Raw genomic sequence first — 13,062 nt, 5'->3', positions numbered from 1 at the left:
TGGCCGCTGAAGGTGCAGGTTCTGGTATGGCGTATGTTTCCCTTCCGCGTCGTTTTGTGACGTTGCTGACGATCTCCACGGTGATTGCTTCGTGTTCGGCAGAAGGGCTCGTGCCGCCCGCCGATGTCGACGGCGCAACGCGTGTCAGCTCCATTCGCTCCAGCCATCAGCAGAATTATAGCGCCCCATCGGCGCCAAGCGTTCCAAGTCAACCCGTCAACGATTATGCGCCTTTGTCGCAGCCGATGCCTGCCGAGATGGCGCCGTCTCGTGATCCGTTGTTGCAGGCCGGTCCGGGCGAGCAATATTCGACGCTGGATGCCCAGCAGCAGAGGCTGGGTGGTGGCACCGCGCCACAGATGCCCAGCGAAATGGCGGAGGGGGAGGGCGGCGTCAATATGGACGACGGCTTGGGCGTCGCACCGGTGCGCGGTCTTGCCGAAGAGCAGGACATGGAGGTCTCCGGTGCCCAATCCAGCCAGCCCATGGCGAACGAGGCGGAGAGCCAGATGCCGATGTCTCCTGCACCACGCAGGCAGTCGGCAAGTCAATCCCGCCTCATTCCACCGCCCGGCGAAGGCCAGCGCCAGCGCCAGCCGGTGCAGGAGGTGGCGATGCTGATGCCGGACAATCCGACACAGGAACGCCGCATGTCCACGCCTCCGGGCATGATGCCGCAAGCCGAAGTGTCCTGCCGGTCCGAACTGCGCAGGCTCGGCGTGTCTTTCCGGGATGTCGCGCGCGTTGCCGATGGCCCGACCTGTGGCATCGATTACCCGATCGAACTCAGCGGCCTTTCGAGCGGTGTGGCGATCCGCCCTGCCGTCAAGCTGAACTGTCAGATCACGCTCGCCTTCGCCAAGTGGGTCAAATTCGAACTCGTGCCATCCTCGCGCTTCCGCTACCTCTCGGGCGTCGAACGCATTACGCCGATGGGTGGCTATTCCTGCCGCAAGATGAACTCGCGCTCCAGCAATCCGTGGTCGGAGCATGCGCGTGGCAATGCCATCGATATCGGCACCATCACTCTGAAGAACGGCAAGGAAATCGACGTTCGCAAGAAGAGCTTCTTCGCTTTCCGCGAAAAAGGACTTCTGAAAACCGTTCGCAGTGACAGTTGCAAATATTTCTCGACGGTATTGGGACCGGGCAGCGACCCAAACCATTGGAATCACTTCCATTTCGATCTGCGCACGCGCAAATCCGGCTATCGCCACTGCGATTGAGAATGAACGATCAAATTCATCGCGCGAATGAGTATGATTTCGCCGAAGGGATGGCTTTTGAGCAATCTTGAACCTATATCCTTGGGAACATGATTGTGTTGAAAGATTTCTCATGAATTCCCCGACTAAACCGATCGTTTCCATTCAAAATCTGACGAAATCCTACGCCAATGGCTTTCAGGCGCTCAAAGGCGTCTCTCTCGATATCCATCAAGGGGAAATCCTGGCGTTGCTGGGCCCCAATGGCGCTGGCAAGACGACGCTGATTTCCATTGTCTGCGGGCTGGTAAACCCCGGCGAGGGCCGGGTTCTGGTAGGCGGGCATGATGTCGTCAGCGAGTTTCGCAAGACGCGCGAGCTCATCGGCCTCGTTCCCCAGGAGCTGACAACAGATCAATTCGAGACGGTCTGGAACACGGTGTCTTTCTCGCGTGGTCTGCACGGGCAAAAGCCGAACCCTCAGCTCATCGAGCGCATCCTGAAATCGCTGTCGCTGTTCAGCAAGAAGGACAACATGCTGCGGGAGCTTTCCGGCGGCATGAAGCGGCGTGTGCTGATCGCCAAGGCGCTGGCGCATGAGCCGAAAATTCTGTTTCTGGATGAGCCGACAGCGGGCGTTGACGTCGCGCTGCGCCGGGACATGTGGAAGGTGGTGGAAGAGCTTCGCGCAACCGGCGTGACCATTATCCTGACCACGCACTACATCGAGGAAGCCGAGGAAATCGCCGACCGTGTTGGTGTCATCAACGGGGGCGAGTTGCTGCTGGTGGAGGACAAGACGGCCTTGATGCAAAAGCTCGGTCGCAAGCAACTGATGCTGGAACTGACCGAACCGGTAAAGGTTCTGCCGGACAGTCTGTCCGAATTCCAGCTGTCTCTTTCCGAAGGCGGCAGTTGCCTGACCTACGAATATGAGGGTAACGGCGAACAGGGCCGTATCGCCGATGTGCTGGCGGCACTGTCCGCTGCAGGCATTCATTTCAAGGATATTTCGACACGCCAGAGCTCGCTCGAAGACATTTTCGTGGCGCTGGTGGGAGGTCAAAAATGAACTTCGAGGCTATCAAGTCCATCTATCTGTTCGAAATGGCCCGTACGCGCCGTACCCTGCTGCAAAGCGTGGTGTCGCCGGTCATTTCCACATCGCTCTATTTCATCGTCTTCGGCACGGCCATCGGCTCGCGCATTCAGGAGGTCGAGGGTGTTTCCTACGGTGCCTTCATCACGCCGGGCCTGATCATGCTGACCTTGCTGACGCAGTGCATCAGCAACGGCGCTTTCGGAATTTATTTCCCGAAATTCACCGGTACGATCTATGAGATTCTATCGGCTCCCGTGGCGATGACGGAGATCGTGATCGGTTATGTCGGAGCCGCCGCGACCAAGGGTTTGATGATCGGCACCATCATCCTCATCACCGCGTCCTTCTTCGTTGATATATCGATCGCACACCCGTTCATGATGGTGCTGTTCTTCGTGCTGACGGCAATCAGTTTCAGCCTGTTCGGCTTCATCATCGGCATCTGGGCCACGAATTTCGAGCAGCTCAACCTCATTCCTATGCTGGTGGTGCCGCCGCTGACATTCCTCGGCGGCAGCTTCTATTCCATCAACATGCTGCCACCCTTCTGGCAGACGGTCAGCCACTTCAATCCGGTTCTGTATCTGATCAGCGGCTTTCGCTGGAGCTTCTATGAAATCGCCGACGTCAATCCCGTCATCAGCCTCGTGATTATCACAGCCTTCCTCGCCGCCTGCCTGGGTCTGGTAGCGTGGATGTTCAAGACTGGGTATAAGTTGAGAAACTGATGGATGGGGCAGTTCTCACCCACTCTACGTCATCCTCGGGCTTGTCCCGAGGATCTGACCACGTTTGATCTTGGGGTTCGTTAGATGCTCGGGACAAGCCCACTGCTGTCCGGTTTAAACCGACGTCCATTGGAGCATCAACTGGTCATTGTGGCATCTGCTGCTGTTGGGTGGTTTTAGAAGACTGTCTGTTCTTTTTCGATGCATGAGGTTGGCGCGCACGAGGCGGGCGAAGATCCAGGGGCTTTTGATGGTCTTCTGGTCTGCCTGCGCCATGCGCAGAAGCAGGAAAGCGATGAGGGCCACAGTGATCTGAATGCGCACGGCGTTTTCTGAGACACCCAGGAAGTGCTTGATCTTCAAGGTCTGCTTGACCCATTTGAAGAACAGTTCGATAGCCCAGCGGCGCTTGTAGAGATCGGCGATCTCTTGCGCAGTGGCATCGAGATCGTTCGACAGGATCCGCAGGACCTTGCCGGTTTCGGTTCTGACCGTGATCTCGCGAACCGGGTCGCTGAACGGGTTCTTGCGGTTGCCGGCCTGACGGGCAGGCAGCAGACCAATGCGATCCGACAGGATGCGACCACCGTTTGCATCCGCGTCCCCCAGCGGCTGCTCATGCAACACCGTCAGGGGTGTATGGGACTTGAAGCGGGTGACGATGCGGCATCCGGCCTGATCCATTCTGGCCCACCATGAGAAATCATAATAGCCCAGATCAAAGACGTAGGTCGCGCCCGGTTCGATCGGCATGGCCTTGGCGGCGGTGATGTCATTGACATTGGCGGGTGTGACGGCGGCATAGATCGGTCGCTCTGCGCCCGCATCATAGACGATGTGGACCTTGGCTCCGCAAGCCTGATGGGAGAACCGCGCCCATTGCGATCCTGCACCGGAAAGGCGAAGGCTCGTGGCATCAATCAGATAGGTCGCCTCGCCGACGGACCGTCGCAACCCGCGCCCGGCTCGTGCGACCAGCTCGGCAAACAGACCGGTAAAGACCGCACTTGAGCGTTTGGCATTGGCATCAGCCAGTGTCGAACGTGAGGCCGGGCGTGCGCCGAGATGATAAAGGCGTGTCGAATGGCTTTCCAGACCACCTTCGATCTCGCGCAAGCTGACAGCACCGGCGAGTTGCCCATACAGCAGGGCGATCAACTGGCTCTTGGTGGACAATCGCCGGGTATGCTTGTCGGTGCCATGCTCATCCACAAGCCGCTCGAAGGTCGACCAGGAAATGCGCTTCAAAAGATCATGAAAAACGCTATTGTGATGCCGCACGGTGTTGCCCCTCTTTCGTGTCCAAATCGTCGCCAAACGCTTGAATACGAATAGAATCAACACCGTGCGCCGTGTCTACAAATTTAAACCGGACAGCAGTGGGACAAGCCCGAGCATGACGGAGGAGGGGTTCTCTCCCTCGTAGAAATACAGGTAGAAGCTCGCGCTATCTCCCTGATGTATTGTCAAACAGGCCGCACCAGAATGTGCTTCTTCTTGCCCAGCGAAAGCTTGATCACGCCATCTGCCGTGACCTCACCAGTTCCGATGACCTGACGCTCATCCGAGATAGCATTGTCATTGATCTTCACGGCACCACCCTGAACGTGACGACGGGCTTCACCGTTGGACGCCGCAAGACCGGCGCGGACGATGAGCGATAAAAGGCCGAGGCCTGCCTCTAGCTCGCCCTTGGGCACCTCGATAGACGGCAGATTGTCGGCCAGCGCGCCTTCTTCGAAGGTCTTGCGGGCGGTTTCGGCAGCCTGCTCGGCATTGTCGCGGCCATGCAGCATGGCGGTGATTTCGGTCGCGAGGATTTTCTTGACCTCATTGATCTCCGAACCACCCAGCGCCGAAAGACGTGCGATCTCGTCCATCGGCAGCGTCGTGTAGAGCTTCAGGAAGCGAGAAACGTCGGCGTCCTCGGTGTTGCGCCAGTATTGCCAGAAATCATAGGCCGACAGCATATCCGGGTTCAGCCACACGGCGCCGTTCATCGACTTGCCCATCTTGGCACCCGACGATGTTGTCAGAAGTGGCGAGGTCAGTGCGTAAAGCTGCGGCGTGCCCATGCGGTGGCCGAGGTCGATGCCGTTGATGATGTTGCCCCACTGATCCGAACCGCCCATCTGCAAACGGCAGCCGGTACGCTTGTTCAGCTCCACGAAGTCGTAGGCCTGAAGGATCATGTAGTTGAATTCGAGGAACGACAGCGACTGCTCGCGCTCCAGCCGCGTCTTAACGCTTTCAAACGACAGCATGCGGTTGACCGAGAAGTGACGGCCCACGTCGCGCAGGAATTCGAGGTAGTTGATATCGCGCAGCCAGTCACCGTTGTTGATCATCAGGGCAGGCGCGGTCGCGGCGTCGTAATCGAGGTAGTTCGAGAAGACGCGCTTGATGGAGGCGATGTTGCTTTCGATGGTATCGACCGTCATCAACTGACGGGCTTCATCCTTGAACGAGGGATCGCCGACCATACCGGTGCCGCCGCCCATCAGGGAGATCGGCTGGTGTCCGGTTTTCTGCATCCAGTGCAGCATCATGATCTGGATCAGACCGCCAGCGTGAAGGCTGGGTGCCGTTGGGTCAAAGCCTATATATGCAGTCACGGTTTCCTTGGCGAAAAGTTCATCGAGACCTGCCTCATCGGAGATCTGGTGAATGAAGCCGCGCTCATCGAGCGTGCGGAGGAAATCGGACTTGAACCTGGACATAACCTTTTTCTTTCTGGTTGGGTCTTCGTGCTCACTGGAAAACCCAATGAATGCCGCGCCTTTAGCATTGTTTTTTGAAAAGTGCACCCGTTTGCGCCATGAATGTTGGCAATGAGTGACGAGATGATTCCATCAGGCAGGAGCGTTGATATGGGCGAGATCAGAACGGCGATAGGGCTGATGAGCGGCACGTCCATGGACGGCATCGATATTGCCCTGCTGCGCACTGATGGAGAAGCTGTCGTTGACCACGGGCCAAGCCAGTATTTTCCCTATGATCAGGAGCTTCGCGAGACTTGGAAACGGGCGCTGATCACCGCCAAAGCCATACAGCAACGCGGTGAGCGGCCCGACGATCTTGCCGATGCCGAGCGCAAATTAACGCTGGCCCATGCTGCCGCCGTCAAATCCTTTCTGCGCCGCCATAGATTGAGTGCGCAGGATATCGACGTCATCGGTTTTCATGGTCAAACGGTGCTGCATCGCCCGGATGACGCGTTGACGGTGCAGATCGGCGATGGTCCCTTGCTGGCTGAGGAAACCGGCATCGATGTGGTCTATGACATGCGCGCCAATGACATGGTGCATGGCGGGCAGGGCGCGCCGCTGATCCCCATCTACCACGCGGCGCTTGCCGCCAACCTGCCGCAACAGTTCGAGACGCCCGCCGTGTTCGTTAATATCGGCGGCATTTCCAATCTGACATTCGTGGGCGCGGATGGCGCACCGGCCGCCTTCGATAGCGGGCCCGGAAACATGCTGATCGACCAATGGATCGAAGTGCATACGGGCGCGGCTTACGATAAGGGCGGTGCGACGGCGGCGAAGGGTGCGGTCGCTCCGGCGCTGGTCGCGGGTTACATGGAGAGCCCGTTTTTTTCCGCCAATATCCGTCGTTCGCTGGACCGTTCCGATTTCCTGCCGCCCGCCAAGGGTGAGGTCTCGCTGGAAGATGGTGCGCGGACGCTGGCCCATGTGACAGGCGCAGCCATTCTCAAATCTGCCAGTTATTTGCCAGAAGCAGCAAAGACCTATGTCGTGTGCGGAGGCGGCAGGCTGAACCCTGTTATCATGCAGGAGTTCACCGATCAGGCGCAAACACGCGGCGCTGGCGTGATCGCAGCGGAAGCCGCGGGCTTCGATGGTGGCGCGATGGAGGCCGAGGCGTGGGCGTATCTGGCCGTGCGGTCGTTGCGTGGTTTGCCACTGACCTATCCCGGGACGACGGGCGTGAAGGAGCCGGTGACGGGTGGAGTTCTGGCGAGGGCGTGATGAGCCCCGGGTGACGGAGTCCGTAGAAGCTGCGGCGCCATTCCTTGGCGATAATCGTCAGCCTATCGAGACAGCAGCGTCAGCGCCGTCATCTTGTCCAGCAGCGTGCGCGTGACGCCGCCGAACAGCATCTCCCACCAGCGAGAGTGGCCGTAAGCGCCCATGACGAGCAGATCGATGCTGTTGTCTGAGAGGCGTTTTTCGATGGCTTTTTCAGCAGACAGGCCGTGGCTTTTTTCTTCCGATGTCACCGTGACGTTGATGCCGTGGCGCGCGAGTGTCGAGGCGATTTCCGAACCCGCGAGGGTAGCCGATCCCTTGTCGTCATCATCGGCACCCACCGAAAATATCTCCACGGTTTCTGCGGCGATGAGGAAGGGCAGGGCATCGAAGGTAGCGCGGGTGGCTTCGCGTGAGCCGTTCCAGGCGATGAGCACGCGCTTGATGGGCTTGGGCTGGTCGAGCATATGCGGCACCAGCAGGATGGGGCGTCCGCTTTCATAGAGGAAATTATCGAGGTCGGCGCGGCTGTCGGAAATCGACGACGACGTGGACTGGCGAGCAATGACGAGATCGGCGCAACGGGCGCTTTGCATCGCAGTGTTGGAAGAGTAGCCGACCGAGGAGACGAAGCTGCGCCACTCGTTGGAGATATTTTTCGCAGCCATCGTGCGGGCGAAAATGGAGGCGATGTCGGTGGTTTCCTGATGGGCGACCTCCTGCACGGCTTGAACGGTCGCAGGGTCGGGCATCTCCATCGGTGCCACGAGTGGAACGGTCGCAAAGGTTTCCATGTGAAGGCCAACGACGTGCGCTGAGAAAGTGTTGGCCAACGCCGCGGCGAAATCTCCGAGCTTGCCAGCGTTTTCCGCAGTGTCCATCACTGCCAGTATCGTCTTGTAACCCATGATCAGTCTCCTCATCGTGGTCAGTGGTGCTTGCACCTTCGGCTCAAGCGGAATGCGCGGCCTTTTCGCGGGTGATGGCATCGATCATCGCGGACACATCCTGTGCTGCAGCATGGAGCGCATCCGCATCACGGGCACGCACGACGATCTCGGTCGAGAAGCGCTGGCCATCATATTTCGGATAGGAGCCGATGCTGGTGTCTGGATGGGATTTCTGCACGCCGCTGAGCAACGTGCCGATGTCGCCTTCGCCGAAGGGAGAGCGCACGGCTTGCGACAGGATTTTCGAGCCTGTGCGCAGCGTGGGGATGACGTTGTCCAGCATGGCCTGAAACACTTGCGGCACGCCTGCCATGACGTAGACATTCTCAACGATGAAACCGGGCGCGACCGAGACGGGGTTGACGATATGTTTGGCACCGCGTGGCATGCGCGCCATGCGTTTGCGCGCATCGGTGAATTCCATTTCGCGGGTGCGATACATATCGCCAAGCAGGCGCATCGCATCCGCATCGTGCTCGCAGGGCAGGCCGAATGCAGCAGAGACCGCATCGGCGGTAATGTCGTCATGCGTGGGGCCGATGCCACCGGAGGTGAAAACATAATCGTAGCGGCTGCGCAGCGCGTTCAGCGCCTCGACAATGGCAGGCTCTTCGTCTGCCACAATGCGCACTTCCTTGAGGTCGATGCCCGACATGGTCATCACATCTGCCAGATGCCCGATATTCTTGTCCTTCGTGCGCCCCGACAGCAGCTCATCGCCAATGGCGAGCATGGCAGCGGAAACGACATTCGAGGCGGAGGAGGGTGCAGGCATGGGGGTCACTCGCAGTGGGGTCTGTGCAGACGTTAGCGCGCTGAGCGCCGAATGCAATAAGGCATCTCATGAAAAAAATCGCGGGAGCGACTGCCGATTAAGAGACAGGCTAACAAACAAAATGCGGCTCTGAAGCCGCATTTTGTTATCGCTAACTGAGTAGCGTATCAAAGTGTAAAAGTATGTATCGCCATTAAATAATGGGGTTAACCATCATAAGGCATGTAATAACCACGAAACCGAGCAGTGATACTTCAAGAAGACTGTTGAGACCGTCACGCATCGCTTTACCCTCCATTATCTGTGGAAGAAGAACGTGCATAACTTAACGAAGTTCCGTGACACAGGCGTGAATTATGAAGATTTCGTGGCCAGATGTCTGCGGAGGTCGCTCACATCACGACGAGCGCGAAAATCCAGTGCCCGACGATGCTGATGAAAAGGCAGGCCAGAATGAGAATGAAAACGAATTTCTTCATGGATATGCGTCACTCGGTGTTTAGATGTTCCTCAGGTCTTAGCGGCACGAGGCGCATATATTAAGAGAGGAAATGCTGCTGCGTCATTATGACTTTACGTCGAGGCCCGCTTCAAGTGCAGCCTCGATAAAGGCCTGACGCGCATCTTCGGGCTTCTTTTTGCCCGCATCCACCGCTGCAAACACCAGAAGCGCGCGGTCGAGTTTCTCGCCGTCTTCTTCCGGCCAGTCTTCGATCAGCGCCCAGGATGCGGCTTGCGTCGACCCAATGCTGACGTATACGCCGGGCTCTTCCAGCGCAACCAGAACCGGCTTTTTCCATGGCGTCTGCATGATCGTTCTCGCTCGTTTCAAATCTGGAACCAGCGTTTAGAAGCTTATGCGGCTCTATTCAATGGGCAATCGCCTCAGTCATCACGCCCGAACAGGGACCAGTCCCGTACGATGCGACGATCGATGATCCGCAACGAGCGGTCCGGCTGAATCTGATAGGTCTCGATTACGCGGTCGTCGAAGCGACGGAAATTGTGGGTAAAGGTGCTACCGATCGGAGACTTCGTCAGCTTTGTTCTCGGCTGACCCTTGTAGGTGATGCTGCCGGGGATGGGCTCTACGCTGTAGGAAGAAACGGGCGTGGTGCAACCCACGAGGCCAAGCGCCAGTCCGGCACTCACGAATGCGGTGGTCAGTTTCATGGCGCTCTCCGAAAAGGTTTGGGGTCTGATGGAATAAACTGGCGAAAGCGAGCGCAGTTCCATAGCCGACGCATCCGAGACGCGCAAACGCCGAGTGAGTTGGGAGGTGAGCGCCAAATGCGAGCATTCGACATTTCGACTGCGCAAAAAAAAGGCACGCCAGTCTGCTTAGCGTGCCTCGCATTACCTGTACTTTAAGGTTGACGTTATCGAATGATCACGCCGTATTCCTGTTGGCCGCTAGCCACGGGTGGGCGGTAACGGGGACCATTGCGCCATCCGCGGTCGTCACGGCTGTATCGACCGTTATCCCGTCGCCAGTCTCGGCGGTCGTAGTCACGGTAGGAACGGTCGCGGTCGTAGGTGCGATAGGTGACGCCGGACGAATAATAACCGCTCCGGTATCCACGATCATCCACGCACCCGCTAAGAATTCCGACCGATAAAAGGCAGATAGCTGCGCTCAAAAGTTTCATGGTGTTTCCTCTCCAATGACGGACTCTAACGTGCGCTGGCGCATGCAGTTCCATTGAGATCGGAGACTGAAGTAACTGAGCTTAATCAGGGCTGAACGGGATGCAGGTCTGCATGAATTAGCTGCAGAATGCTGCGCCTGAATTCGACGTCCGCTTTAAAGGATCAGGGAGTGGATTTGAAATTTGGAGGCCTCGCCCGGAATTGAACCGGGGTACGAGGATTTGCAGTCCTCTGCGTCACCACTCCGCCACGAGGCCTCACACGCTGATTGCTCAAGCGATGGCGGGGATTTAGAACGAATCCATTTTCCGTGCAATAGGGTAGGTTTGAAAAAGGATAAGAAGTTATGTGGAAAAGCCGCAGCTTCGCCCGAGGGGAGATACGGCTTTTCTGTTTGGTGTCAGATGCGGCCCAGGAGAACCAAAATCAGCACGATGACGAGAACAAGGCCAAGGCCGCCCGAGAGGCCGTACCCATAATTGTGAAAACCCCAGTTCGGCAGCGCACCGATGAGGAAGAGAATGAGCAGGATGACGAGGATTGTGCCGAGCATGCTGGCCTCCGAATGTTGTTGAGCATTTCCAGTCTTTTATGAATGATTAGGCGGATAAAAAGTTCCCGTATGAGGGGAGGTTTTGCCTCTTGGCGAAAACGAAAACGTGGTCGAGCGTCACAACGTCTATTTTTAACGTTGAGCGTGCGTGCTTGTGCTTGAAAGCTAAGGCGTGGCCAATTAAGACGGTAGGCAACGGCAGCCGTCATGTGTGGCTGCAATGAAGCTGATATTGAGGCGAAAACGACATGATGGATTTCGAAACCGCACGCGGCAAGATGGTGGACAGCCAGTTGCGCACGACAGATGTGACCTCGCATTCTGTATTGAAGGCGTTTCTGGCGGTGCCGCGCGAGGAGTTCGTTCCCGCCGGTGTGAAGCAGATCGCCTATGCGGATGAGGATTTGCAAATCTGTCCTGCCAAGGACGGGCGCGGCGCGCGCTATGTGATGAAGGCGTCTCCGCTGGCAAAGCTTTTGCAGCTTGCCGCCATCACCAAGGATGATGTCGTGCTGGAGATCGGTGGCGGCATGGGCTACGTCTCAGCCGTTCTGGGTCAACTGGCCGGCTCGGTCGTTTCGCTGGAAAGCGACGAAGAGTTGAGCGCCAGTGCGAGCGCCAAGCTTGCCGCGCTGGGCTATGACAATGTCGCTGTTGTCACCGGCGAACTCTCTCAGGGTAACGCGGCAGAAGCACCTTACGATGTCATTTTCGTCAACGGCTCGGTGGAGGAGGTGCCTGCTGCACTTCTCGACCAGTTGCGCGATGGCGGACGTTTGATTGCCGTTGTCGGTTACGGCAATTCGGCCAAGGCCGTGGTGTACCGCCGCGATGGCAAGGGCACGTCCTCGACAGCGTTCTTCAATGCTTCGGTCAAGCCGGTGCCCGGTTTTGCCAAGGCGCGCGAATTCGTTTTCTGACCGGAGCTTAGCCTCTTCCGATAGGTTGATGCCGGACCCCAACAGGTCCGGCATTTTTGTTGGTTGCTCAAGCACGCGCGAAATAAAGCTGTGCAACAAGCAGGTTACTGCAAAGGTGTGGATTCATTTCTCGTCCACGGTGGCCTACACTGAGGGTGATTCGGAGTGTGCGTGTTTGCCTCCGATCCGACTTGAATGTGTAAATCGGGGATAAAGAATGGCTCAGCCCAGCGTCGCGCGCGAACCATCGATGGAAGAAATTCTGGCATCCATTCGCCGCATTATCGAAAGCAACGAGCCGACATCTGGCGATGCGTTTTCTGCCCCTCTGCCTCCGGTTTACGATGAGGAAGAAGAGGCAGAAATGTCCTACTCCGCCGAGCTTGCAAGCCCGCCCGCCCATGTGCCGCCTGCCGCAAACCAGGGTTATGGCGCGCGTCAGCAGCATGAGCCTAGCATGGCTGACGCTATTGATATGGCCGCGTCCAATGCCGCGGAAAAGACGATGTCTCTGGCCGATGTTGCAGCGCGCGTTCGTGCAGCAGCAGATCGCAACGCATCTTTGGGGCCGCAGGGTTTTGCAACCCAGCAGCGCGTGGCTGAGCCAGCGCCGCGAGCAGAGCCTGCGCACATGAACGAGCCTACGCCGTTCCCGCAGCCCGTGTTCCAGCAGGAGCGCCCGGTACCACCGCCGCGCCCAACGGATATCCGCCCGCTGCTCAACGCAGCACCGACACCCCGCCCGCAACCCGCGCCCCAGCCTCAGCCAGCGCCGAGCCTGGTGCAGCCCGCAACAGCCCCTGCACCGCAGCGGCCTCTGCCCGTATGGGAAACGATGGAGCTTCGCGGCCCGGTGGAGCCGGAACAGCCAGCGCCTGCCATGCCCGAACTCGTTGTACCGCAGCCTTTCGTTGTAGAACCGGAGCAGAAGCCGGAAGAGACGGGTCTGTCGCTGAACCTCATTTCCGCTGCTGCTGGCGCGCAAATCGCGCAGTCCTTCGGTGAACTTGCCGAATTGTTCGACGGCGTGGAGCGCCCATCCGTCGAGCAGATGGCGCAAGACATGTTGCGCCCGATGTTGCAAGACTGGCTGGAAGATAACCTTCCGACACTTGTCGAGCGTCTTGTGCGTGAAGAAATCGAACGCGTGGCCCGCGGCCCGCGCCGCTGAGATGTGACGAAGTCCG

At 58.0% G+C, this 13,062-nt stretch carries 14 protein-coding genes and 1 tRNA gene; 6 read left to right on the top strand and 9 right to left on the bottom strand.

Features of this window, described 5'->3' with window-relative positions:
- The first annotated feature begins 26 nt into the window (after window positions 1–26).
- The 3 genes from HRR99_RS08730 (at window position 27) to HRR99_RS08720 (ending at window position 3,035) form a co-directional block, all read left to right on the top strand.
- Window positions 27–1,226 carry an extensin-like domain-containing protein gene (locus tag HRR99_RS08730; RefSeq protein WP_233121203.1) on the top strand — a complete coding sequence of 400 codons (1,200 nt, stop codon included), beginning with the start codon at window positions 27–29 and terminating at the stop codon, window positions 1,224–1,226.
- Window positions 1,227–1,338: 112 nt separating this feature from the next.
- On the top strand, window positions 1,339–2,277 hold the full coding sequence (locus HRR99_RS08725) for an ABC transporter ATP-binding protein (protein WP_111838136.1): 939 nt from the start codon (window positions 1,339–1,341) through the stop codon (window positions 2,275–2,277).
- A complete protein-coding gene (locus HRR99_RS08720) occupies window positions 2,274–3,035 on the top strand; it encodes an ABC transporter permease (protein ID WP_111838137.1) in 762 nt (253 codons plus the stop codon). The genes HRR99_RS08725 and HRR99_RS08720 overlap by 4 nt, the downstream gene beginning before the upstream one ends.
- Window positions 3,036–3,149: 114 nt before the next feature.
- Here the strand turns inward: HRR99_RS08720 and HRR99_RS08715 are convergent, their stop codons facing one another.
- Both HRR99_RS08715 and tyrS read right to left on the bottom strand, forming a co-directional pair.
- Complete coding sequence (locus HRR99_RS08715; RefSeq protein ID WP_233121201.1) at window positions 3,150–4,316, bottom strand: IS4 family transposase; 1,167 nt, start codon at window positions 4,314–4,316, stop codon at window positions 3,150–3,152.
- A gap of 185 nt (window positions 4,317–4,501) precedes the next feature.
- Window positions 4,502–5,755 carry a tyrosine--tRNA ligase gene (tyrS, locus tag HRR99_RS08710; protein WP_233121200.1) on the bottom strand — a complete coding sequence of 418 codons (1,254 nt, stop codon included), beginning with the start codon at window positions 5,753–5,755 and terminating at the stop codon, window positions 4,502–4,504.
- A gap of 150 nt (window positions 5,756–5,905) precedes the next feature.
- On the opposite strand from tyrS, the gene HRR99_RS08705 reads away from it, so the two are divergent.
- Entirely contained in the window at window positions 5,906–7,027 is a 1,122-nt protein-coding gene (locus HRR99_RS08705) for an anhydro-N-acetylmuramic acid kinase (RefSeq protein ID WP_233121198.1), read from the top strand.
- Between the two features lie 62 nt (window positions 7,028–7,089).
- Here the strand turns inward: HRR99_RS08705 and HRR99_RS08700 are convergent, their stop codons facing one another.
- The 7 genes from HRR99_RS08700 to HRR99_RS08670 form a co-directional block, all read right to left on the bottom strand.
- Complete coding sequence (locus tag HRR99_RS08700) at window positions 7,090–7,935, bottom strand: universal stress protein (protein ID WP_233121196.1); 846 nt, start codon at window positions 7,933–7,935, stop codon at window positions 7,090–7,092.
- Between the two features lie 43 nt (window positions 7,936–7,978).
- Entirely contained in the window at window positions 7,979–8,752 is a 774-nt protein-coding gene (locus HRR99_RS08695; RefSeq protein WP_112499726.1) for a competence/damage-inducible protein A, read from the bottom strand.
- Between the two features lie 565 nt (window positions 8,753–9,317).
- Complete coding sequence (locus HRR99_RS08690; protein WP_233121195.1) at window positions 9,318–9,563, bottom strand: DUF982 domain-containing protein; 246 nt, start codon at window positions 9,561–9,563, stop codon at window positions 9,318–9,320.
- 74 nt (window positions 9,564–9,637) lie between these two features.
- A complete protein-coding gene (locus HRR99_RS08685; RefSeq protein ID WP_111838143.1) occupies window positions 9,638–9,925 on the bottom strand; it encodes a hypothetical protein in 288 nt (95 codons plus the stop codon).
- Between the two features lie 206 nt (window positions 9,926–10,131).
- On the bottom strand, window positions 10,132–10,401 hold the full coding sequence (locus HRR99_RS08680) for a hypothetical protein (RefSeq protein WP_111838144.1): 270 nt from the start codon (window positions 10,399–10,401) through the stop codon (window positions 10,132–10,134).
- Between the two features lie 184 nt (window positions 10,402–10,585).
- Window positions 10,586–10,659, bottom strand: a tRNA-Cys gene (locus HRR99_RS08675).
- Between the two features lie 143 nt (window positions 10,660–10,802).
- On the bottom strand, window positions 10,803–10,955 hold the full coding sequence (locus HRR99_RS08670; RefSeq protein WP_065701140.1) for a DUF3309 family protein: 153 nt from the start codon (window positions 10,953–10,955) through the stop codon (window positions 10,803–10,805).
- 248 nt (window positions 10,956–11,203) lie between these two features.
- Between HRR99_RS08670 and HRR99_RS08665 the strand changes: the two genes are divergently transcribed.
- Window positions 11,204–11,875, top strand: a complete 672-nt coding sequence (locus tag HRR99_RS08665) for a protein-L-isoaspartate O-methyltransferase family protein (RefSeq protein ID WP_233121193.1) — start codon at window positions 11,204–11,206, stop codon at window positions 11,873–11,875.
- Window positions 11,876–12,092: 217 nt separating this feature from the next.
- Window positions 12,093–13,046 carry a DUF2497 domain-containing protein gene (locus HRR99_RS08660; protein ID WP_233121191.1) on the top strand — a complete coding sequence of 318 codons (954 nt, stop codon included), beginning with the start codon at window positions 12,093–12,095 and terminating at the stop codon, window positions 13,044–13,046.
- Window positions 13,047–13,062 lie beyond the last annotated feature (16 nt).

The organism is Agrobacterium vaccinii (assembly GCF_021310995.1).
Taxonomy (GTDB): domain Bacteria; phylum Pseudomonadota; class Alphaproteobacteria; order Rhizobiales; family Rhizobiaceae; genus Agrobacterium; species Agrobacterium vaccinii.
Note: the sequence above shows the minus strand (reverse complement) of the source record. Positions and strands in the feature narration are given on the sequence as shown.